Genomic DNA, 20053 nt, shown 5'->3' with positions numbered 1-20053 from the left:
GACTAGGAGTACAAGCACATGCCACGCAGCCTGAAGAAGGGCCCGTTCGTCGACGACCACCTGCTCAAGAAGGTGGACGCGCAGAACGAGAAGAACAGCAAGCAGGTCATCAAGACCTGGTCGCGGCGTTCGACGATCATCCCGGACTTCATCGGCCACACCTTTGCCGTCCACGACGGACGCAAGCACGTCCCGGTGTTCGTCACCGAGGCGATGGTCGGTCACAAGCTTGGTGAGTTCGCGCCGACGCGCACCTTCAAGGGACACATCAAGGACGACCGGAAGGCGAAACGGCGATGACCACAACCGAATTCCCGTCCGCGGTCGCCAAGGCGCGGTTCGTGCGGGTGTCGCCGACCAAGGCGCGCCGGGTGATCGACCTGGTGCGCGGCCGGTCGGTGGCCGACGCGCTGGACATCCTGCGCTGGGCGCCGCAGGCCGCCAGCGAGCCGGTGGCCAAGGTGATCGCCAGCGCCGCGGCGAACGCGCAGAACAACAACGGGCTGGATCCCTCCACGCTGGTGGTCGCCACCGTCTACGCCGACGAGGGCCCGACCGCCAAGCGCATCCGCCCCCGCGCGCAGGGTCGCGCGTTCCGGATCCGCAAGCGCACCAGCCACATCACGGTCGTGCTGGAGAGCCGGCCCGCCAAGGACCAGCGTTCGGCGAAGTCGACGCGGGCCCGCCGCGCCGAGGCCAGCAAGGCCGCGGCGAAGGCCCCCGCGAAGAAGGCCGCATCCAAGGCGCCTGCCAAGAAGGCGCCCGCCAAGAAGGCACCCGCCAAAACGTCTGAGGCTTCTGACGCGAAGGGAGGCTCAGACTAGTGGGCCAGAAGATCAATCCGCACGGGTTCCGGCTGGGCATCACCACGGACTGGAAGTCGCGCTGGTACGCCGACAAGCAGTACGCGGACTACGTCAAGGAAGACGTCGCGATCCGGCGGCTGCTGTCCACCGGGCTCGAGCGCGCCGGCATCGCCGACGTGGAGATCGAGCGCACCCGCGACCGGGTGCGGGTGGACATCCATACCGCGCGTCCGGGCATCGTCATCGGCCGTCGCGGCACCGAGGCCGACCGCATCCGTGCGGACCTGGAAAAGCTGACCGGCAAGCAGGTTCAGCTCAACATCCTTGAGGTCCGTAACCCCGAGTCCCAGGCGCAGTTGGTGGCCCAGGGTGTGGCCGAGCAGCTGAGCAACCGCGTGGCGTTCCGCCGCGCCATGCGCAAGGCGATCCAGTCGGCGATGCGCCAGCCCAACGTCAAGGGTATCCGGGTGCAGTGCTCGGGCCGTCTCGGCGGCGCGGAGATGAGCCGCTCGGAGTTCTACCGCGAGGGCCGGGTGCCCCTGCACACGCTGCGCGCCGACATCGATTACGGCCTGTACGAGGCGAAGACCACCTTCGGCCGGATCGGCGTGAAGGTGTGGATCTACAAGGGCGACATCGTCGGTGGCAAGCGCGAATTGGCCGCCGCCGCCCCGGCGGGCGCCGACCGTCCGCGCCGCGAGCGCCCGTCGGGCACGCGGCCCCGGCGCAGCGGTGCCTCGGGCACGACGGCGACCAGCACCGAGGCCGGCCGCGCCGCCGCGGGCGCCGAAGAAAGCACTGCAACCGCCGCGGCGGAGACGCCGCCAGCTGCAGAACCGCAGAGCACGGAGAGCTGAATCATGTTGATTCCCCGCAGGGTTAAACACCGTAAGCAGCACCACCCCCGCCAGCGCGGCATCGCCAGCGGCGGCACGGCGGTGAACTTCGGTGACTACGGCATCCAGGCCCTGGAGCACGCCTATGTCACCAACCGGCAGATCGAGTCCGCGCGTATCGCCATCAACCGCCACATCAAGCGTGGCGGCAAGGTCTGGATCAACGTCTTCCCGGACCGCCCGCTGACCAAGAAGCCCGCCGAGACCCGGATGGGTTCCGGTAAGGGTTCACCCGAATGGTGGGTGGTCAACGTCAAGCCGGGCCGCGTGCTGTTCGAGCTGAGCTACCCCAACGAGCAGGTGGCCCGGGCCGCACTCACCCGTGCAATCCACAAGTTGCCGATCAAGGCACGCATCGTGACCCGAGAGGATCAGTTCTGATGGCAGTGGGAATTTCGCCTGGCGAACTGCGTGAGCTCACCGACGAGGAGCTGACCGAGCGTCTGCGCGAATCCAAGGAAGAGCTGTTCAACCTGCGTTTCCAGATGGCGACCGGGCAGCTCAGCAACAACCGCCGGCTCCGCACGGTCCGGCAGGAGATCGCGCGCGTCTACACGGTGCTGCGCGAACGGGAACTGGGCCTGGCTTCCGGGCCTGACGGTAAGGAATCGTGATGGCAGAAGCGAAGAAGGCGGCCGCGCAGGACGCCGGCTCGAAAGAGAAGGGCGCCAAGCACACTCCGGCCAATCCGAAGGTGCGTGGACGGCGCAAGACGCGCATCGGTTATGTCGTGAGTGACAAGATGCAGAAGACCATCGTGGTCGAGCTGGAAGACCGCGTGCGCCACCCGTTGTACGGCAAGATCATCCGTACCACCAAGAAGGTCAAGGCGCACGACGAGAACAGCACCGCGGGCATCGGCGACCGCGTCTCGCTGATGGAGACACGTCCGACGTCGGCGACCAAGCGGTGGCGGCTTGTCGAAGTTTTGGAGAAGGCCAAGTAGCCTCGAAGTGGCAGGAAGCGCCCGAGACCCGAAGGTCTCGGGCGCTTCGTTTTGCGCGAGCGTAACGCCACCGCGAAAAGAGGTCGGAAATTTCGCGGCCGCGCTACGCTCGGCGAATGTCGACTGACTCCCGAGGCTTTCAAGGCAAGATCGAACTGGATATCCGCGACTCCGAGCCGGACTGGGGCCCCTACGCCGCGCCGACCGCGCCGGAGAATTCGCCGAACATCCTGTACCTGGTCTGGGACGACACCGGCATTGCGACGTGGGACTGTTTCGGCGGGCTGGTCGAGATGCCCGCGATGACCCGCGTTGCGGAGCGCGGCGTTCGGCTGTCGCAATTCCACACCACCGCGCTGTGCTCACCGACCCGGGCGTCGTTGTTGACCGGCCGCAACGCCACCACGGTCGGCATGGCCACCATCGAGGAATTCACCGACGCCTTCCCCAACGCCAACGGTCGGATCCCGTTCGACACGGCGCTGCTCTCCGAAGTGCTCGCCGAGCGCGGCTACAACACGTACTGCGTCGGTAAGTGGCACCTGACACCGCTCGAGGAGTCCAATCTCGCGTCGACCAAACGGCATTGGCCGGTGTCGCGCGGCTTCGAGCGGTTCTACGGTTTCCTCGGTGGCGAGACCGACCAGTGGTATCCCGACCTGGTGTACGACAACCACCCGGTCAACCCCCCGGGCACACCCGAAGACGGCTATCACCTCTCGAAGGACATCGCCGACAAGACCATCGAGTTCATCCGTGACGCCAAGGTGATCGCCCCCGACAAGCCGTGGTTCAGCTACGTGTGCCCCGGCGCAGGCCACGCGCCGCACCACGTCTTCAAAGAATGGGCCGACCGCTACGCCGGCGAGTTCGACATGGGCTACGAGGCCTACCGCGAGGTCGTGCTGGAAAGACAGAAGTCGATGGGCATCGTGCCGCCCGACACCGAACTGTCGCCGGTCAACCCGTACGCGGACGTCACGGGGCCGCAGGGCGAGCCCTGGCCCCTGCAGGACACGGTGCGGCCGTGGGACTCGCTGGGCGATGACGAGAAGAAGCTGTTCTCCCGCATGGCCGAGGTGTTCGCCGGCTTCCTGAGCTACACCGACGCCCAAATCGGCCGGATCCTCGACTATTTGGAGGAATCCAATCAGCTGGACAACACCATCATCGTGGTGATCTCCGACAACGGCGCCAGCGGGGAGGGCGGCCCGAACGGGTCGGTGAACGAGGGCAAGTTCTTCAACGGCTACATCGACACCGTCGAAGAGAGCATGAAGCTCTTCGACCAGCTCGGCGGCCCGGAGACCTACAACCATTACCCCATCGGCTGGGCGATGGCCTTCAACACCCCGTACAAGCTGTACAAGCGGTACGCGTCGCACGAGGGCGGCATCGCCGACACGGCGATCATCTCCTGGCCCAATGGGATTGCGGCCCATGGAGAGATCCGCGACACCTACGTCAACGTCTGCGACATCACCCCCACGGTCTACGACCTGCTGGGCATGACGCCGCCCGAAACCGTCCGGGGCATCACACAAAAGCCCCTCGACGGTGTGAGTTTCAAAGCCGCCCTTGCCGATCCGGCCGCCGACACCGGGAAGCAGACCCAGTTCTACTCGATGCTCGGCACCCGCGGGATCTGGCATCAGGGCTGGTTCGCCAACACCATCCATGCGGCCACACCGGCCGGGTGGTCGCATTTCGACACCGACCGCTGGGAGCTGTTCCACATCGAGGCCGACCGCAGCCAGTGCCACGACCTGGCCGCCCAACGCCCGGACAAGCTCGAGGAACTCAAGGCGCTGTGGTTCTCCGAAGCCGCCAAATACAACGGGCTACCGCTTTCGGACCTGAACATCATGGAGACGATGATGCGGTTCCGCCCGTACCTCGTCGGTGAACGGTCAAGCTATGTCTACTATCCCGACTGCGCGGACGTCAGCATCGGCGCGGGCGCCGAAATCCGGGGGCGGTCCTTCTCGGTGCTGGCCGAGGTGAGCGTGGACACCACCGGCGCGGAGGGGGTGCTCTTCAAGCAGGGCGGCGCGCACGGCGGGCACGTGCTGTTCATCCAGGACGGACGCCTGCACTACGTCTACAACTTCCTGGGCGAGCGCCGGCAGGCCGTGTCGTCGTCGGTCGCGGTGCCGCTGGGTAGGCATCTGCTCGGCGTGAGTTATTCGCGGACCGGAACCGTGCCGGACAGCCACACGCCGCTCGGCGACGTCACGTTGTTCATCGACGACGACGTGGTCGGCACCCTCGCCGACGTGCAGACGCATCCCGGGACGTTCGGGATCGCCGGGGCCGGCATCACGGTTGGGCGCAACGGCGGCTCGGCGGTGTGCAGCCGCTACAAGGCGCCGTTCTCGTTCACCGGCGGCACCATCACGCAAGTCACCGTCGACCTGTCCGGGCGGCCCTATGTGGACGTGGAAGCCGAAATTGCGCTCGCGTTTTCGCGCGACTGAAGTCCTGACGCTGTGCTTGCTGGCCCTCCCGGCGGTGGGATGCGAGAAGACCACCGGCGGCACCGCGATCGGTCACACCGCCCCGTCGACGACCTCGACCACGCGCCTGTCCGACCCGGCCGAGCCGGTCCCGGCGTCGAAACGACTCTGCCCGATCACATTCCGCCCAATGCCCTGGTGTGCTTCCCGCCGCCGAATAGCGGCTCCATGACCAAGGCCTCGGTGGCCGACCCGGTGGCGCCGGTGCTCACAGTTCCTCTGCCGGACGGCTGGAGTTCCGCCCCGGGAACCGGTGACGTGGCGTTGACGGCGACCGGGCCGGACGGCATGTCGGTGCGGGTGACCATCGCGCGCACCGACCTCGACCCGGGCGGGGCTTTCCTGCGTTATGCCAGCGACTTGCGCACGGCCAACCCGAACGTCAAGGTCACCGTCACGGCCGCCCAGTTCTGCGGCTACAGCAGCCAGCTGCTCAACGGCACCGGTGGCGGGACCGGAGCAAACGAATTCGCCGACCGCATCACCCACATCTGGACCAACACCCAGGCGTATCTGGTCGCCGTCCATCTGCAGGGGCCCGGCAAAGCCCCGGGTTTCGAGGCGGCGAAATCCACGGTAATGCAGGACTTCGCCGTCACTGTCCCCTGAAAATTGTCATTGTCACTGCTAGCATCTGGCCCGTGATGCCTCAATGACCGCCGGGACCCCGGCTCCCCCCGCGCCGCCGGCGCCGGCCGCCCCCCGGGGTCGGCAAATCGCGATCAGTTTCGGCATTGTCGTGGCCGTCATCGTCATCTATGTGCTGTCGCTGATCGCCGTGCACCTGCTGGCAAAGTCGTCGCCCGCGTTGCCCCCGGTGGATTTCAGCAAGCTCGAGGCCGAGGACAGCGTCGTGCAGGTCCACCTCGAGAAGCTGGATACCGTCGCGAACCGTCTGACGGTGAACGTGCTTGTCTACCCGAAGGACTCGCTGTACGACAAGAACTTCGGTGTGCTGACGACCGACGCGGCCGTGCGCTTGTACCCGGAGAACGATCTGGGGGACTTGCAGTACCCGGTGGGCAAGGCGCCCGCTCAAGTCAGCACCGGCCTCGTCGCCCACGGCGATCCCGGTAACTGGCCGTTCGACTCGTACCGGACCGAAGTCCTTGCGGCCGACGTGTTCACCGGTTCGGGCCAGAACCGCGACAAGGCCGCCGCGCGGGTGGAGGTGACCGGAAAGCTGGACGGCTGGGACGCCACCGTGACGCGCGTCCACGATCCGGAAGACCCAAACCCGGACGTCCAGGACAACGTGATCGTCACCCTGCAGCGGTCCAAAGGGCAGTTGATCTTCGACGTCGGCATCTGTCTGGTCCTCATCGCATTGCCGGTGCTGGCGTTGTGGGTGGCCATTCCGATGGCGCTGGGGCGGACCACGTTCCTGCCGCCGTTCGGAACGTGGTTCGCGGCGATGCTGTTCGCCGTCGTTCCGTTGCGCAACTTCCTCCCGGGTTCTCCGCCACCGGGTTCGTGGATCGACCAGGCCATCGTGCTGTGGGTGTTGATCGGACTGGTCACCGCGATGTCGCTGTTCATCGTCGCCTGGTGGCGGTTCCGGGAGAAAAAGGCGCCGAAGAAGGCCTAGCGGCCGGCGGCTACTCCGAACTCGATGTGTCGCCGGGGCCGATCGCGTCGACGGCGCTCGAGACCCGTGCCCGGAAGTCCACCGATAGCGGGATGTAGCCGATCTTCGCGAGGTCGACCTGGCCGGGACCGATCGCCGCCTGCAGGAACGCCCTGACCGCCTTGGCCACGTCGGCGCTGGGATAGGTCGAACAGACGATCTCATACGTGGCCAACACGATCGGGTAGACGTCGGGTTGGGCCGGGTTATAGAACGCCGAGAGGTCGAGCACGAGGTTGTTGCCCTCGCCGATGACTTTGGCGCCGGAAATGGTCTTGCCGACCGCGTCGGCGCCGATCCGCACCGGCCGCAACGACCTGCGGCTGGCCGGCGTCTTGATCTCCGCGGCGAAAAGCCCTTCCTTCAGCGCGAACGACAGCTCGTTGTAGCTGATCGCGCCCTCGGTGGTTCTGACCAGCGCGGCGGTGCCGGCGTTGCCCGCGGCACCGTTTCCCACGCCGCCGTTGAACGCCTTGCCCGTGCCCTTGTTCCACGCCCCTCCGGACACGGCCTGCAGATAGGACTGGAAGTTGTCGGTGGTGCCCGAGGCGTCACTGCGGTAGATGACGTGGATGTCCTCGGCCGGCATGGAGGCGTTGAGCGCGGTGAGGGCCGGATCGTCCCAGCGCGTGATGGTTCCGTTGAAGATCTTGGCCAGCGTGGGCCCGTCAAGCACCAAGGAATCGGTCGCGGCGAGGTTGTAGGTGATGGCCAGCGGGCCGAACACCACGGGCAGGTTCCAGGCGTCGGCACCACCGCATCGCTGTTTCGCCACGGCGTATTGGTCGGGCGTCAGCGGTATGTCGGATCCGGCGAAATCGGTTTTGCCGGCCAGGAAATCGGCGACTCCCGCACCGGACCCGTTGGCCGTGTAGTTGAGGTTCTGCCCGGGGCAGGCCTTGGTGTAGGCGGCGATGAACCGGTTCATCGCGTTGGCTTGTGCGGTCGATCCGCTGGCTGACAAGTTCTGGTCACCGCCGCAGTTGACCTTCGCCCCAGCGGTATACGGCAGAGTGGCGGGAGCGTTGCTGCATGCCTGAAGCGCCAGAGCGCCCGCGGCCAGCATGCTCACGGTGGCAGCCAATCGATTGCGCTTCACTTCGATGATTTCCTTGCGGCAACAGATCCGGGGGGTGTGTCGGCGGCGACGACGATGGCGCCCGGCGCCGGCGGCGAGCGCGGGGTCGGGAGCGTCGCCCCTTTCGGCACATGTCGAGACTTACCGTCATCGAACCGGCAGGCAAACCAAATTCAGGTGAACTGGTTGGCTCGGCCGGGCGAACGGCGGGCGTCACACGGCCGTTATCGCCTGGGGCGGAGGGCGGTTCATGTCGCCCTGCGTCGACGTGTCCGGTTGTGCGGTTGTCTGACAGTTATCCGCGCATGCGCGCGTTCCTCCCGTTGTCACCCGGCAGTCCGCGGTGGCCCTACGCTGAGGTGGTGCTTACCGAGCTGGTCGAGCTGCCCGGCGGGTCATTCCGCATGGGCTCGACGAGCTTCTATCCCGAAGAGGTACCCGTCCACACCGTCACCGTGGGCCCGTTTGCGATGGAGCGGCACCCCGTGACCAACGCGCAGTTCGCCGAATTCGTCGCGGCCACGGGCTATCTGACGGTCGCCGAGCAACCGATCGACGCCGCGCTCTACCCCGGCGCCGATCCCAGCGATCTGTGTCCGGGGGCCATGGTATTTCGCCCGACGCCGGGCCCGGTGGACCTGCGTGACTGGCGCCAATGGTGGCACTGGGTGCCGGGGGCCAGCTGGCGCCACCCGTTCGGGCCGGACAGCGACATCACGGGCCGCCCCGATCATCCAGTGGTACAGGTGGCCTATCCGGACGCCGCGGCCTACGCCCGCTGGGCGGCCCGCCGCCTGCCCAGTGAAGCCGAATGGGAGTATGCGGCGCGCGCCGGAAGCATAACGACCTACCCCTGGGGTGACGAGGCCAGGCTCGATGGCCGGCTGATGGCCAACACCTGGCAGGGCGACTTTCCCTATCGCAACGAAGGTGCGCTCGGCTGGGTGGGGACTTCTCCGGTGGGGACCTTTCTGCCCAACGGGTTCGGCCTGTTCGACATGATCGGCAACGTGTGGGAGTGGACCGCCACCGAGTTCTCCGCGCACCACCGGCTCGATCAGTCGCCGAAGGCCTGTTGCGCCCCAACGGGACCCCCGAATCCTTCGGTCAACCAAGTGCTCAAAGGCGGTTCGCACCTGTGCGCGGCGGAGTATTGCCACCGCTACCGCCCGGCGGCCCGGTCGCCGCAGTCGCAGGACTCGGCGACCTCCCACATCGGGTTCCGCTGCGTGGCGGACCCGGAGTCCCGCTAGCAAACGGTTCGCTGGGTCGCCGTCCGGCGCCGGTGCGAGCCGTCGTCCAGTGGGTGAACCGAGGATGTCCAGCGGGTGACGGAACCGCCAGGTGCAGGCGGACATGGGAATTCACCGCGCGACCAGGATGGCCGTTCGCTAGCATCCCACCACGTGGTGCCCCGACACAGTGGACCTCGACGGCCATACCCGCACGGCTCCAGCAAGCAGTTGCGGCGGTCGACCGATGACGTCTGAGGCGCCGGCGCAACCACCTGTCGGCGCGCCGGCCGCGGCGCCAGCGGCGCCGAAGAAGAAGAAGAAATCGGCGGCCAAGGTCAAGCCGCCGAAGTTGAAGAAGTCGCAGATCGAGATCGGTGTGGCCATCCTGGTAACCGTCGTGATCACCTACGCGCTCTCGCTGCTCGGCGTCCATGCGTTGCAGCGGGAATCGGATCCGCTCCCTCCGTTGGATCTCAGCCAGGGCGGGGGCGACGCCACCATCGTGCAGCTGCGCGTCGAGGAGCTGAAACCCGTCGCCAATCGCCTGACCGTGAACGTGCTCGTTTATCCGGGGGTTGCGCAGTACGACCCACGATTCGACGTGCTGGGCAACGACGTCGCCGTGCGGCTGTATCCGACGAGCGACCTCGGGGACCTGGCCTACCCCAAGGGGAAGGCGCCGGCGCAACTCACCACCACCATCGAGGCGCATGGCAATCCGCGGAACTGGCCATTCGACAAGTACAAGACCGAGCCGATCGCGGCCGACGCGTTCGTGGGGTCCGGTGACAATCGCAAGAAGGTACCGGCCATCGTCGAGGTAACCGGATCGTTGGACGGTTGGAACATCAATGTCGAGCGCGTCCGCGACCCGAGCGGACTTCGGACTTCGCGGTCCATGGACACCGGCAACGTGGTCATCACCCTGGAGAGGGCCGACGGGCCGCTTGTCTTCGACCTGGTCATCTGCCTTGTCCTGATGGCGCTGCCGACCTTGGCGCTGTTGGTGGCCATTCCGATGGCGATGGGCAGGCGGAAGTTCGTGCCGCCGTTCGGCACGTGGTACGCCGCGATGCTGTTCGCCGTCGTACCGCTGCGCAACATCCTTCCCGGCAGTCCACCGCCCGGTTCATGGATCGACCAGGCCCTGGTGCAGTGGGTGCTGCTAGCGCTGGTGACGGCGATGAGCCTGTACATCTTCTCGTGGGTGCGCCAGGGAGACTAGCCGACGAGTTTGGTCGTAGGCTGGTGGCATGATCGAATGTATGTTCGATCCCGGGGTGTCGGCGGCGGTGATCGCCGAGCTCGATGAGCTCTTCGAGCGGCGGTGTCCGTCGAAGACGGTGGAGTCTTCGGCGCTGCTGGAGCGGGTCTCGCGTTTTGCGCGGCTGGAGAATCGGGCGGCGGCCGCGCAGTTGGCGGCGATTGGGGAGTTGTTCGCCTATCGGTTGTCCCGGTGTGGGGAGACCGAGGACTGGGCGGTGGATACCGAGGCGGCGGTGGCCGCGGAGGTGGCTGCGCAGTTGGGGATCGGCCAAGGGTTGGCGGCCGGCCGGGTGCGCTATGCCCGGGCGCTGCGGGAGCGGTTGCCGCGGGTGGCTGAGGTGTTCGCTGCCGGGGATATCGATGTTCGGATGGCGCAGACGCTGGTGTATCGCACCGATTTGCTCACCGACCCCGCGGTGCTGGCGGTGGTGGATGGGCAGTTGGCGGCTGTGGTGGGGCGCTGGCCGTCGCTGACCCCGGCGCGGGTGGCCGCGCGGGTGGACAAGATCGTGGCGGCCGCCGATGCCGATGCGGTGCGGCGGCGTCGGGAGCGCGCGGCGGGCCGCGAGGTGTGGATCGCCGACATGGGCGAGGGCCTTGCCCGCCTCGAGGGTGTGCTGTTCAGCCCGGACGCCCACGCGTTGGAGGCACGGCTGAACGCGTTGGCGGCCACGGTGTGTGCGCATGATCCGCGCAGCCACACCCAGCGCCGCGCCGACGCGCTGGGGGCGCTGGCCGCCGGCGCCGATCGGCTGGGCTGCCGCTGCGGGCGCACCGACTGCACCGCCGGTACCCGCGCGCCGGTGGGCCCGGTGGTGATCCATGTGCTCGCCGAACAGGGCGCCCTCGACGGGCGCGACGGGGCCGCCCCGGGCTGCGAGCTGGGTGCCGACGGGCTGATCCCACCCGAGCTGATCGCCGAGTTGGCCGCCTCGGCCAAGCTGGTGCCGCTGATCCACCCCGCGGACGCCGCACCGGAGCAGGGCTATGTGCCCTCGAAAGCGTTGGCCGATTTCGTGCGGTGCCGGGATCTGACGTGTCGGGCGCCGGGCTGTGACCAGCCCGCGTCGGGCTGCGACATCGACCACACCGTCGCCTACAGCTCCGGCGGGGTCACGCACGCGTCGAACCTCAAATGCCTGTGCCGGCTACATCATTTGCTCAAGACCTTCTGGGGCTGGCGCGACGAACAACTGCCCGACGGCAGTGTGATCTGGCGGCTACACACCGGGCACAGCTACGTCACCACACCGGGCAGCGCCCTGCTGTTCCCCAGCCTGTGCGCACCCACCGCGGCGCTGCCCGCCGCCCCAGCCGACCCAGCCGCGCAGGACTACTGCGCCGAACGCACCGCCATGATGCCCCGACGCCGCCGCACCCGCGCCCAAGACCGCGCCACCCGCATCGCCACCGAACGCCACCACAACCGCCAAACCCGCCAAGCCGCCCAAATCACGCAAACCGGGCCCGCACCGCCAGGCGAGAACGATCCGCCACCGTTCTAACTCGTGGCCGTCAGGCCGATGAAAGCGCCCGATTTAATCAGCGCTTCAAGCCCTACGGCGATAGGATGCATGGGTTCAATATCGGAGAACATGATCGTGAGATGCATCGCTAAAGGTATTGCTTTACTCACCGTTTGCGTTCCGATCGTCGGCCCGCCGGGATTCGCGTTCGCCGATACTGTTGCCCCAAACCACCTGTCTTCGGTGGAGAGCTGGCCGGACAACGCTTGCGGCGGCTTTTTCTCCTGGCATGTGATCAACGCCTCGAAGGATTTTCCGATCCGCGCGACCGTAGCGGTTCAACGCACTAAAGGTGGAGAGCAGTTCAACGATCGCTATGTCTACAATCTCGCACCTAGCGAGTCGAGCTTTGTCTCGTGCAGAAGGATAACCGCCACCGACGGCCCTGCTTTTTATGACGTAATCGCCTGGCTGGTGGGTGCGGAAAAGGCCTAGGAAACCACCACCGACGAAGGCCCCTTCTGGGTGGGAAAATCGCTCCATGCCCGCTCCACTGCCCCCGTTGGCCGGCGAAGACTACGTCTGCGCCGCCTGTGGGGTGAGCTACCCGGATACCCGGGTCGACGACGCGGTCGGCGCCATCGCCGTTCTGCCCGGTGCCGTCCGGGAGGCGGTCTCCGCGATCCCGCCTGAGGTGCGACGGGTGAGGCCCAGTCCCGAGGCGTGGTCGGTCGCCGAGTATCTCTGTCACGTGCGCGACGTCTACGTCAGCTTCACGATCCGGCTCTACCGCGTCCGCGCGGAGCACCAGCCCGCCTTCGAGCCGATGTTCAACGATCTGCGGGCCCGCCGCTTCCGGTACAACGATTGCGACATCGATGCCACGCTCGATGAGCTGGCGGCCGCCGTGGCGGGCTTCCGCGACGAAGTCGCGCGCATCAAAGATCACGGCTGGGACCGCACGGCAACCCGGTTGCCGGGTGAGGAGCGCACCGCCCGCTGGCTCGTGCGGCAGGCCATGCACGAGGGCGTGCACCACCTCGGCGATATCCGAAGAATCGGGGAAACCGCTCGCTAAACCCGCCGCGATGCCGCCTGGGCCGTGAATTTGGCTCTGAGCTGGTCGTCCCCTAGACTCTAGGGGTTGCCTTGGGCAGACCTCGGCCGGTGCGAATCGGCCCCGCGTGCCCTTCGGTGACAAAGACCGCGCATGTCAGGTTATTCGGTGGGCTGTGGCTTGCCTCCTGCCGTGCACACGTAACCAGGTCAGGAGATCGAGTGATTCAGCAGGAATCGCGGCTGAAGGTCGCCGACAACACCGGCGCCAAGGAGATCTTGTGCATCCGGGTGCTCGGTGGTTCGTCGCGACGCTACGCCGGCATCGGTGATGTCATCGTCGCCACCGTCAAGGACGCCATCCCCGGCGGCAACGTCAAGCGTGGGGATGTCGTCAAGGCCGTCGTGGTGCGCACGGTCAAGGAGCGCCGCCGCCCGGACGGCAGCTACATCAAGTTCGACGAGAACGCCGCGGTGATCATCAAGCCCGACAACGACCCGCGCGGCACCCGCATCTTCGGCCCCGTCGGCCGCGAGCTGCGTGAGAAGCGGTTCATGAAGATCATCTCGCTTGCCCCGGAGGTGTTGTAGATGAAGGTCCGCAAAGGCGACACCGTCCTGGTCATCGCCGGCAAGGACAAGGGTGCCAAGGGCAAGGTGCTGCAGGCCTACCCCGAGCGTGACCGGGTGCTGGTCGAGGGCGTCAACCGGATCAAGAAGCACACCGCGATCTCGAGCAACCAGCGCGGAGCCCAGTCCGGCGGCATCGTCACCCAGGAAGCCCCGATCCACGTCTCGAACGTGATGGTCGTGGACTCGGACGGCAAGCCCGCCCGCGTCGGCTACCGGGTCGACGAGGAGACCGGCAAGCGGGTCCGCATCTCCAAGCGCAACGGCAAGGACATCTAGCATGACCACAACTGAGAAGGTGCAGCCGCGTCTGAAAGAGCGCTACCGCAACGAGATTCGTGATTCGCTGCAGCAGCAGTTCGGCTACGGGAACGTCATGCAGATCCCGACGGTGACCAAGGTCGTCGTCAACATGGGCGTCGGCGATGCGGCTCGGGACGCGAAGCTGATCAACGGCGCGGTCAACGATCTGGCGCTGATCACCGGGCAACGGCCGGAGATCCGCCGGGCGCGCAAGTCCATCGCCCAGTTCAAGCTGCGCGAGGGCATGCCGATCGGCGCCCGGGTCACCCTGCGCGGGGACCGGATGTGGGAGTTCCTGGACCGCCTCACCTCGATCGCGCTGCCGCGTATCCGCGACTTCCGCGGCCTGTCGCCCAAGCAGTTCGACGGTGTCGGCAACTACACCTTCGGGCTGGCCGAGCAGTCGGTGTTCCACGAGATCGACGTGGACAAGATCGACCGGGTCCGCGGCATGGACATCAACGTCGTCACCTCGGCGACGACCGACGACGAAGGACGAGCGCTGTTGCGGGCCCTCGGCTTTCCCTTCAAGGAGAACTGAGCAGATGGCGAAGAAGGCACTGGTCAACAAGGCCGCACGTAAGCCGAAGTTCGCGGTGCGCGGTTACACGCGCTGCAACAAGTGCGGTCGCCCGCGCGCGGTCTTCCGCAAATTCGGGCTGTGCAGGATCTGTCTGCGCGAGATGGCGCACGCGGGCGAGCTGCCCGGCGTGCAAAAGAGCAGTTGGTAACGAGCCCCAAACAGTTGCGCGGTAGGCCCGGGACGGGAACCGCCGCGAGGAAGGTGACACGCCTGTCATGACTATGACGGACCCGATCGCAGACTTTTTGACACGTCTGCGCAACGCCAATTCGGCGTATCACGACGAGGTGACGTTGCCGCACTCGAAGATCAAGGCGAACATCGCCCAGATCCTCAAGGCCGAGGGCTACATCACCGACTACCGGACGGAAGACGCCCGGGTCGGCAAGTCGCTGGTCGTCCAGCTCAAGTACGGCCCCAGCCGGGAGCGCAGCATCGCCGGATTGCGGCGAGTGTCCAAGCCCGGTCTTCGGGTGTATGCGAAATCCACCAACCTGCCGCGCGTGCTCGGCGGCCTGGGTGTGGCGATCATCTCGACCTCCTCGGGCCTGTTGACCGACCGCCAGGCAGCCAGACAGGGCGTGGGCGGCGAAGTCCTCGCATACGTGTGGTGAGGGAATAGACATGTCGCGTATTGGTAAGCAGCCGGTTCCGGTTCCCTCCGGAGTCGACGTAACGATCGAGGGCCAGAACGTCTCGGTGAAGGGCCCCAAGGGCAGCCTCAACCTGACGGTGGCCGAACCGATCACGGTGGCGCGCAACGAGGACGGCGCGATCGTGGTCGCCCGCCCGAACGACGAGCGGCGCAACCGCTCGCTGCACGGGCTGTCGCGCACCTTGGTCTCCAACCTGGTCACCGGCGTGACCGAGGGTTACACCACCAAGATGGAGATCTTCGGGGTCGGTTACCGCGTGCAGCTCAAGGGCGCCAACCTGGAGTTCGCGCTGGGATACAGCCACCCGGTGGTCATCGAGGCGCCCGAGGGCATCACGTTCGCGGTCCAGTCCCCGACGAAGTTCTCGATCTCCGGGATCGACAAGCAGAAGGTCGGCCAGATCTCGGCGAACATCCGCCGCCTGCGCCGTCCCGACCCGTACAAGGGCAAGGGCGTGCGCTACGAGGGCGAGCAGATCCGCCGCAAGGTCGGAAAGACAGGTAAGTAGTCATGGCGCAAAAACAAGCTGACAACGCCGCGCGAAAGCCGGTGGGGAACAGCGTATCCGCGACTCGCCGGGTCTCCCGGCTGCGTCGGCACGCACGGCTGCGCAAGAAGATCGAGGGCACCCCGGAGCGTCCACGCCTGGTCGTCAACCGGTCCTCGCGGCACATCCACGTGCAGCTGGTCAACGACCAGAACGGCACCACGGTGGCCGCCGCGTCGTCCATCGAGGATGACGTGCGCGGCCTGCAGGGGGACAAGAAGGCCCGCAGCGTGCGGGTGGGCCAGTTGATCGCCGAGCGTGCCAAGGCCGCCGGTATCGACACCGCGGTGTTCGACCGCGGCGGCTACACCTACGGCGGACGGATCGCGGCGCTGGCCGATGCCGCACGCGAGAACGGATTGAGTTTCTAGATGATCGAGACCTCGAACAAGACTGGAAGGACCGCATAATGGCGGAACAGTCGGCCGGCGGACAAGGCGCCCCAGACAGCCGCGACTCGCGCGGTGACCGCGACAGCCGCGGTCGGCGCGACAGTGACCGCGGTCGTGGCCGCGACCGCGACGGCGACAAGAGCAACTACCTCGAGCGGGTCGTCGCCATCAACCGTGTCTCCAAGGTGGTCAAGGGTGGTCGGCGCTTCAGCTTCACCGCGTTGGTCATCGTCGGCGACGGCAACGGCATGGTGGGCGTCGGCTACGGCAAGGCCAAGGAAGTTCCGGCCGCCATCGCCAAGGGCGTGGAAGAGGCGCGCAAGGGCTTCTTCCGCGTGCCGCTGATCGGCGGCACCATCACGCATCCGGTGCAGGGTGAAGCGGCCGCCGGTGTGGTGCTGCTCCGTCCGGCCAGCCCCGGTACCGGTGTCATCGCCGGCGGCGCGGCGCGTGCGGTGCTGGAATGCGCCGGGGTGCGCGACATCCTGGCCAAGTCATTGGGCAGCGACAACGCGATCAACGTGGTGCACGCCACCGTCACCGCGCTCAAGCTGCTGCAGCGTCCCGAGGAGGTGGCGGCCCGGCGCGGGCTGCCCATCGAGGACGTCGCCCCCGCCGGAATGCTGAAGGCGCGGCGGGAAAGTGAAGCGCTGGCCGCCAGTGCCGCGCGAGAGGGAACGGCACCGCAATGAGCCAACTGAAGATCACCCAGGTGCGCAGCACCATCGGGGCCCGCTGGAAGCAGCGGGAGACCCTGCGCACCCTGGGCCTGCGACGGATCCGCCACTCGGTGGTCCGTGAGGACAACCCACAGACCCGCGGCCTGATCGCGGTGGTCAACCACCTCGTGGTCGTAGAGGAGGCCAAGTGACCATCAAGCTGCACGACCTGAAGCCGGCCCCGGGGTCGAAGACCGCCCGGACCCGCGTCGGTCGCGGTGAGGGCTCGAAGGGCAAGACCGCCGGCCGCGGTACCAAGGGCACCAAGGCCCGCAAGAACGTGCCGGCCACCTTCGAGGGTGGGCAGATGCCGATCCACATGCGGCTGCCCAAGCTCAAGGGATTCCGCAACCGGTTCCGCACCGAGTACGAGATCGTCAACGTCGGCGACATCAATCGGCTGTTCCCGCAGGGCGGCTCCGTCGGCGTCGACGACCTGGTGGCCAAGGGCGCTGTTCGCAAGAACGCGTTGGTCAAGGTTCTCGGCGACGGCAAGCTGGCCGTCAAGGTCGACCTGACCGCGCACAAGTTCAGCGGCAGCGCCCGCGAGAAGATCACCGCCGCGGGCGGCTCGGCCACCGAGCTGTGATCAACCCAGCCGCGGAATCACTTCCGCGGCAAGGCGTTCCATCTGCTCGCGGTTCTCGGGTACGTCGACGCCGACGGGATTGAGCAGCAGGTACTGCGCGCCCGCGTCGATCACCTCCTGCAGTCCGCGTGCGACGTCGTCGGGCGTGCCGGACACCGGAACGTCTTCGACGCCCGGCATCCTGCCGTAGATCCGGCGCAGCCCGGCGAGCACCCGCTCGCGGGCCCGGGCCGCGTCGTCGTCGACCATCAGGTAGACCCGTTTGCCGATGGTGAAATGCGCCGCGTCCTTTCGCTGTTCGTCGAGTTCGCGGCGCACCACGGTGACCGCTCCGGCGAAGGCCTCGGTGGTCGAGGAGCCGGCGCCCAGGAACGAGTCGCCGTGGCGCACGGCCCGGGCCAGGGCCTCGGGGGCAAGGCCACCGAACCAGATGGGCGGATGGGGCCGCTGCACCGGTTTGGGTTGGATGGGCAGGTCGTCGACGTCGCGGAACCGGCCGTGGAAGGTGATCCGCGGTTCGTCGGACCAGGCGGCCTTCATCAATTCCAGTCCCTCGGTGAAATACGAGATGTACGTGGACTTTTCGACGCCGAACGCGGTGAACCTGCGGAAGCCGCCGCCGGTCCCGACGCCGACGTCCAGCCGGCCGTGGCTGAGCCGGTCGACGGCGGTGACGGACGAGGCCAACTGCAGCGGGTCGTGCAGTGACGTCACCAGGACGGCCACCCCGAGCCGCAGGCGCTCGGTGCAGGCCGCGCAGTAGGCCAGCAGCTCCAGGGGGGCCAGCAGCGGCGCCTCCCCGATGATCTGTTCGAGCACCCAGCCGCCCTCGAAGCCGAGCTCCTCGGCGCGAACGAGATAGTCGCGCAACCCTTCGGCGTCGAACCGGTCGTAGTCGAGTTGGGGGATGGCGATGGAGAACCTCACCCCACCACCGTACGGGGGCGGTGTCGGTACGCTGCAGACATGTTCGCCTTCCTGCCCTCGATTCCCGGGGTCGACGACGTCCGCGCGCTGGCCGAACGGGTCGACACCGCCCGCCACCGCGGCGTCCCCAACGGCTGTGTGCTCGAGCTCGACCTGCGTTCGGCGCCGCCGGAGGCGACCGGCTTCGACCCGTTGGCGATCTTCACCGGCGGGAAACCGATGGCGCTGCGCGACGCGGTCGCCGCCATCCACCGGGCGGCCGAGGACCAGCGGGTCGCCGGGCTGATCGCCCGGGTGCAACTGGCGGCGTCCGCGCCGGCCGCGGTGCAGGAACTGCGCGAGGCCGTCGCGGCGTTCAGCGCCGCCAAGCCGTCGCTGGCGTGGGCCGAGACCTACCCGGGCACGCTGTCCTACTACCTGGCCTCGGCGTTCGGCGAGGTCTGGATGCAGCCGTCGGGCAGCGTCGGGTTGATCGGCTTCGCCAGCAACGCCACCTTCCTGCGCGACGCGTTCGACAAGGCCGGCATCGAACCGCAATTCGTCGCCCGCGGCCAATACAAGTCCTGGGCAAACCGTTTCACCGAGAACGGCTTCACCGCCGCCCACCGCGAGGCGGTCACCCGGATGCTGGAAAGCCTGCAGGAGCAGGCCTGGCGGGCGATTGCCGACTCGCGCAAGCTCGACCCCGCGACGCTCGACGCGCTGGCCGACCGCGCCCCGCTGTTGCGCGACGACGCCGCGGCCGCCGGCCTGCTCGACCGGATCGGATTCCGCGACGAGGCATACGCCCGGATAGCGGAAATGGTTGGCGTGAAAGACGTTTCCGATGACACCGACCCGCCGCGGCTGTACTTGTCGCGTTATGCCGGTGCCGCCCGCCCCCGGCTGGCCGCACCCAAGCCACCGGTTCCCGGCCGGCGGCCCAAGCCGACGCTGGCGGTCGTCACCCTCGACGGCATGATCGTCGACGGACGCGGTGGTCCGGGGTTCCTGCCGTTCGGCGCCACCACCGCCGGCGGCGACACCATTGGGGCGGCGCTGCGGGAGGCCGCCGCCGACGAGTCGGTGTCCGCGATCGTGTTGCGCGTCAACAGCCCCGGCGGCACGATCACCGCGTCGGAAAGCATCTGGCGCGAGGTGACCAGGGCGCGTAAGCGGGGCAAGCCGGTGGTGGCCTCCATGGGTGCGGTCGCCGCTTCCGGCGGTTACTACGTCTCGATGGGGGCCGACGTGATCGTCGCCAACCCGGCGACCGTCACCGGGTCCATCGGGGTGATCACCGGCAAGCTGGTGATCCGGGACCTGCTGGAGCGGCTGGGGGTCGGGTCGGACACCGTGCGCACCAACGCCAACGCCGACGCGTGGTCGATCGACGCGCCCTTCACCCCGGAGCAGCAGGCCCACCGGGAAGCCGAGGCGGACCTGTTCTACACGGACTTCGTGCGGCGGGTCGCCGAGGCGCGCAACCTGACCGCCGATGCCGTCGATCGCGTTGCCCAGGGCCGCATCTGGACCGGAGCCGACGCCCTCGAGCACGGGCTGGTCGACGAACTCGGCGGTTTCCGCGCCGCGGTGCGCCGGGCCAAGGTGCTGGCCGGGCTGGACGAGGACGGCGAAGTCCGCGTCGTCAGCTACCCGGGGTCCTCGCTGCGGGACATGGTGCGGCCCCGGGCCTCGTCGCAACCGGCCGCCGCGTCGTTGCCGGACGCGCTGGCCGCCCTGCTCGGGCGCGCGGCCGCCGGCATCCTGGACAACGTCGAACAGTCCCTGGGCGGCGCCGCCGTGTTATGGGCGGGACAGTCGCGGTTTTGACGA

27 protein-coding genes are annotated in these 20053 nt (G+C 67.6%); 25 read left to right on the top strand and 2 right to left on the bottom strand.

The features are described from left to right. The first annotated feature begins 18 nt into the window (after positions 1–18). The 9 genes from rpsS (at position 19) to AWC03_RS10975 (ending at position 6752) form a co-directional block, all read left to right on the top strand. Positions 19–300 carry a 30S ribosomal protein S19 gene (rpsS, locus tag AWC03_RS11015; RefSeq protein ID WP_085077188.1) on the top strand — a complete coding sequence of 94 codons (282 nt, stop codon included), beginning with the start codon at positions 19–21 and terminating at the stop codon, positions 298–300. Continuing rightward, on the top strand, positions 297–824 hold the full coding sequence (gene rplV / locus AWC03_RS11010) for a 50S ribosomal protein L22 (RefSeq protein WP_085240518.1): 528 nt from the start codon (positions 297–299) through the stop codon (positions 822–824). Before rpsS ends, rplV begins: the two co-directional genes overlap by 4 nt. Continuing rightward, positions 824–1663: a 30S ribosomal protein S3 gene (gene rpsC, locus AWC03_RS11005; RefSeq protein WP_067924222.1), complete on the top strand. Its 840-nt coding sequence runs from the start codon at positions 824–826 to the stop codon at positions 1661–1663. The genes rplV and rpsC overlap by 1 nt, the downstream gene beginning before the upstream one ends. A 3-nt stretch (positions 1664–1666) precedes the next feature. Continuing rightward, a complete protein-coding gene (rplP, locus tag AWC03_RS11000) occupies positions 1667–2083 on the top strand; it encodes a 50S ribosomal protein L16 (RefSeq protein ID WP_007167840.1) in 417 nt (138 codons plus the stop codon). After that, a complete protein-coding gene (gene rpmC, locus AWC03_RS10995) occupies positions 2083–2316 on the top strand; it encodes a 50S ribosomal protein L29 (RefSeq protein WP_067274850.1) in 234 nt (77 codons plus the stop codon). Before rplP ends, rpmC begins: the two co-directional genes overlap by 1 nt. Continuing rightward, positions 2316–2648, top strand: coding sequence for a 30S ribosomal protein S17 (rpsQ, locus tag AWC03_RS10990; protein ID WP_085240517.1), 333 nt, complete (start codon positions 2316–2318; stop codon positions 2646–2648). The genes rpmC and rpsQ overlap by 1 nt, the downstream gene beginning before the upstream one ends. A 116-nt stretch (positions 2649–2764) precedes the next feature. Further along, entirely contained in the window at positions 2765–5125 is a 2361-nt protein-coding gene (locus AWC03_RS10985) for an arylsulfatase (protein ID WP_085240516.1), read from the top strand. 207 nt (positions 5126–5332) lie between these two features. Further along, complete coding sequence (locus tag AWC03_RS10980) at positions 5333–5773, top strand: hypothetical protein (RefSeq protein ID WP_249025860.1); 441 nt, start codon at positions 5333–5335, stop codon at positions 5771–5773. Positions 5774–5816: 43 nt separating this feature from the next. After that, entirely contained in the window at positions 5817–6752 is a 936-nt protein-coding gene (locus AWC03_RS10975; RefSeq protein ID WP_085240515.1) for a DUF4436 domain-containing protein, read from the top strand. 10 nt (positions 6753–6762) lie between these two features. On the opposite strand, the gene pstS is transcribed toward AWC03_RS10975, so the two are convergent. Further along, a complete protein-coding gene (pstS, locus tag AWC03_RS10970; RefSeq protein WP_244275180.1) occupies positions 6763–7890 on the bottom strand; it encodes a phosphate ABC transporter substrate-binding protein PstS in 1128 nt (375 codons plus the stop codon). Between the two features lie 341 nt (positions 7891–8231). Here pstS and AWC03_RS10965 point away from each other — a divergent pair, with 341 nt between their 5' ends. The 15 genes from AWC03_RS10965 (at position 8232) to rplO (ending at position 17311) form a co-directional block, all read left to right on the top strand. Next, positions 8232–9122: a formylglycine-generating enzyme family protein gene (locus AWC03_RS10965; protein WP_085240613.1), complete on the top strand. Its 891-nt coding sequence runs from the start codon at positions 8232–8234 to the stop codon at positions 9120–9122. A gap of 226 nt (positions 9123–9348) precedes the next feature. After that, positions 9349–10329 carry a DUF4436 domain-containing protein gene (locus tag AWC03_RS10960; RefSeq protein ID WP_085240514.1) on the top strand — a complete coding sequence of 327 codons (981 nt, stop codon included), beginning with the start codon at positions 9349–9351 and terminating at the stop codon, positions 10327–10329. A 40-nt stretch (positions 10330–10369) separates the two neighbouring features. Further along, positions 10370–11875, top strand: a complete 1506-nt coding sequence (locus AWC03_RS10955; RefSeq protein WP_085240513.1) for an HNH endonuclease signature motif containing protein — start codon at positions 10370–10372, stop codon at positions 11873–11875. Positions 11876–11944: 69 nt separating this feature from the next. Beyond that, positions 11945–12331: a hypothetical protein gene (locus AWC03_RS26880; RefSeq protein WP_141659264.1), complete on the top strand. Its 387-nt coding sequence runs from the start codon at positions 11945–11947 to the stop codon at positions 12329–12331. A 46-nt stretch (positions 12332–12377) separates the two neighbouring features. Beyond that, positions 12378–12914, top strand: coding sequence for a DinB family protein (locus AWC03_RS10950; RefSeq protein ID WP_085240512.1), 537 nt, complete (start codon positions 12378–12380; stop codon positions 12912–12914). 200 nt (positions 12915–13114) lie between these two features. Next, positions 13115–13483 (top strand): 50S ribosomal protein L14, encoded by a 369-nt coding sequence (rplN, locus tag AWC03_RS10945; protein ID WP_003403649.1) that lies wholly within the window; start codon positions 13115–13117, stop codon positions 13481–13483. Beyond that, complete coding sequence (gene rplX / locus AWC03_RS10940; RefSeq protein WP_085240511.1) at positions 13484–13801, top strand: 50S ribosomal protein L24; 318 nt, start codon at positions 13484–13486, stop codon at positions 13799–13801. Between the two features lies 1 nt (position 13802). After that, entirely contained in the window at positions 13803–14366 is a 564-nt protein-coding gene (gene rplE, locus AWC03_RS10935) for a 50S ribosomal protein L5 (RefSeq protein ID WP_065441097.1), read from the top strand. Between the two features lie 4 nt (positions 14367–14370). After that, positions 14371–14556 carry a type Z 30S ribosomal protein S14 gene (locus AWC03_RS10930; RefSeq protein ID WP_003873499.1) on the top strand — a complete coding sequence of 62 codons (186 nt, stop codon included), beginning with the start codon at positions 14371–14373 and terminating at the stop codon, positions 14554–14556. Positions 14557–14623: 67 nt separating this feature from the next. Then, positions 14624–15022, top strand: a complete 399-nt coding sequence (gene rpsH / locus AWC03_RS10925) for a 30S ribosomal protein S8 (protein ID WP_055401845.1) — start codon at positions 14624–14626, stop codon at positions 15020–15022. Positions 15023–15032: 10 nt separating this feature from the next. Further along, positions 15033–15572, top strand: coding sequence for a 50S ribosomal protein L6 (gene rplF, locus AWC03_RS10920; protein ID WP_083174725.1), 540 nt, complete (start codon positions 15033–15035; stop codon positions 15570–15572). Between the two features lie 41 nt (positions 15573–15613). After that, positions 15614–15982: a 50S ribosomal protein L18 gene (gene rplR / locus AWC03_RS10915; protein ID WP_085240612.1), complete on the top strand. Its 369-nt coding sequence runs from the start codon at positions 15614–15616 to the stop codon at positions 15980–15982. Positions 15983–16020: 38 nt separating this feature from the next. Then, complete coding sequence (gene rpsE, locus AWC03_RS10910) at positions 16021–16695, top strand: 30S ribosomal protein S5 (protein ID WP_085240510.1); 675 nt, start codon at positions 16021–16023, stop codon at positions 16693–16695. Beyond that, positions 16692–16874, top strand: a complete 183-nt coding sequence (rpmD, locus tag AWC03_RS10905) for a 50S ribosomal protein L30 (RefSeq protein ID WP_068051429.1) — start codon at positions 16692–16694, stop codon at positions 16872–16874. Before rpsE ends, rpmD begins: the two co-directional genes overlap by 4 nt. Further along, entirely contained in the window at positions 16871–17311 is a 441-nt protein-coding gene (rplO, locus tag AWC03_RS10900; protein ID WP_085240509.1) for a 50S ribosomal protein L15, read from the top strand. Before rpmD ends, rplO begins: the two co-directional genes overlap by 4 nt. Here the strand turns inward: rplO and AWC03_RS10895 are convergent, their stop codons facing one another. Continuing rightward, positions 17312–18238, bottom strand: a complete 927-nt coding sequence (locus AWC03_RS10895) for an LLM class flavin-dependent oxidoreductase (RefSeq protein ID WP_085240508.1) — start codon at positions 18236–18238, stop codon at positions 17312–17314. It lies immediately after the preceding gene. 39 nt (positions 18239–18277) lie between these two features. Here AWC03_RS10895 and sppA point away from each other — a divergent pair, with 39 nt between their 5' ends. Beyond that, positions 18278–20050: a signal peptide peptidase SppA gene (gene sppA, locus AWC03_RS10890; protein WP_085240507.1), complete on the top strand. Its 1773-nt coding sequence runs from the start codon at positions 18278–18280 to the stop codon at positions 20048–20050. Positions 20051–20053: the final 3 nt, after the last annotated feature.

This window comes from Mycobacterium europaeum (assembly GCF_002102155.1).
In the GTDB taxonomy this organism is placed as follows: Bacteria; Actinomycetota; Actinomycetes; order Mycobacteriales; family Mycobacteriaceae; genus Mycobacterium; species Mycobacterium europaeum.
The sequence above is the reverse complement of the archived record's forward strand: the minus strand, read 5'-3'. Positions and strand labels throughout refer to the sequence as shown.

What these genes read in the sequence shown, in the direction of transcription:
- rpsS (WP_085077188.1), top strand. Translation starts at nt 19, where the DNA reads ATGCCACGCAGCCTGAAGAAGGGCCCGTTCGTCGACGACCACCTGCTC.
- rplV (WP_085240518.1), top strand. Translation starts at nt 297, where the DNA reads ATGACCACAACCGAATTCCCGTCCGCGGTCGCCAAGGCGCGGTTCGTG.
- rplP (WP_007167840.1), top strand. Translation starts at nt 1,667, where the DNA reads ATGTTGATTCCCCGCAGGGTTAAACACCGTAAGCAGCACCACCCCCGC.
- rpmC (WP_067274850.1), top strand. Translation starts at nt 2,083, where the DNA reads ATGGCAGTGGGAATTTCGCCTGGCGAACTGCGTGAGCTCACCGACGAG.
- rpsQ (WP_085240517.1), top strand. Translation starts at nt 2,316, where the DNA reads ATGGCAGAAGCGAAGAAGGCGGCCGCGCAGGACGCCGGCTCGAAAGAG.
- AWC03_RS10985 (WP_085240516.1), top strand. Translation starts at nt 2,765, where the DNA reads ATGTCGACTGACTCCCGAGGCTTTCAAGGCAAGATCGAACTGGATATC.
- AWC03_RS10980 (WP_249025860.1), top strand. Translation starts at nt 5,333, where the DNA reads ATGACCAAGGCCTCGGTGGCCGACCCGGTGGCGCCGGTGCTCACAGTT.
- AWC03_RS10975 (WP_085240515.1), top strand. Translation starts at nt 5,817, where the DNA reads ATGACCGCCGGGACCCCGGCTCCCCCCGCGCCGCCGGCGCCGGCCGCC.
- AWC03_RS10960 (WP_085240514.1), top strand. Translation starts at nt 9,349, where the DNA reads ATGACGTCTGAGGCGCCGGCGCAACCACCTGTCGGCGCGCCGGCCGCG.
- AWC03_RS10955 (WP_085240513.1), top strand. Translation starts at nt 10,370, where the DNA reads ATGTTCGATCCCGGGGTGTCGGCGGCGGTGATCGCCGAGCTCGATGAG.
- AWC03_RS26880 (WP_141659264.1), top strand. Translation starts at nt 11,945, where the DNA reads ATGGGTTCAATATCGGAGAACATGATCGTGAGATGCATCGCTAAAGGT.
- AWC03_RS10950 (WP_085240512.1), top strand. Translation starts at nt 12,378, where the DNA reads ATGCCCGCTCCACTGCCCCCGTTGGCCGGCGAAGACTACGTCTGCGCC.
- rplX (WP_085240511.1), top strand. Translation starts at nt 13,484, where the DNA reads ATGAAGGTCCGCAAAGGCGACACCGTCCTGGTCATCGCCGGCAAGGAC.
- rplE (WP_065441097.1), top strand. Translation starts at nt 13,803, where the DNA reads ATGACCACAACTGAGAAGGTGCAGCCGCGTCTGAAAGAGCGCTACCGC.
- AWC03_RS10930 (WP_003873499.1), top strand. Translation starts at nt 14,371, where the DNA reads ATGGCGAAGAAGGCACTGGTCAACAAGGCCGCACGTAAGCCGAAGTTC.
- rpsH (WP_055401845.1), top strand. Translation starts at nt 14,624, where the DNA reads ATGACTATGACGGACCCGATCGCAGACTTTTTGACACGTCTGCGCAAC.
- rplF (WP_083174725.1), top strand. Translation starts at nt 15,033, where the DNA reads ATGTCGCGTATTGGTAAGCAGCCGGTTCCGGTTCCCTCCGGAGTCGAC.
- rpsE (WP_085240510.1), top strand. Translation starts at nt 16,021, where the DNA reads ATGGCGGAACAGTCGGCCGGCGGACAAGGCGCCCCAGACAGCCGCGAC.
- rpmD (WP_068051429.1), top strand. Translation starts at nt 16,692, where the DNA reads ATGAGCCAACTGAAGATCACCCAGGTGCGCAGCACCATCGGGGCCCGC.
- sppA (WP_085240507.1), top strand. Translation starts at nt 18,278, where the DNA reads ATGTTCGCCTTCCTGCCCTCGATTCCCGGGGTCGACGACGTCCGCGCG.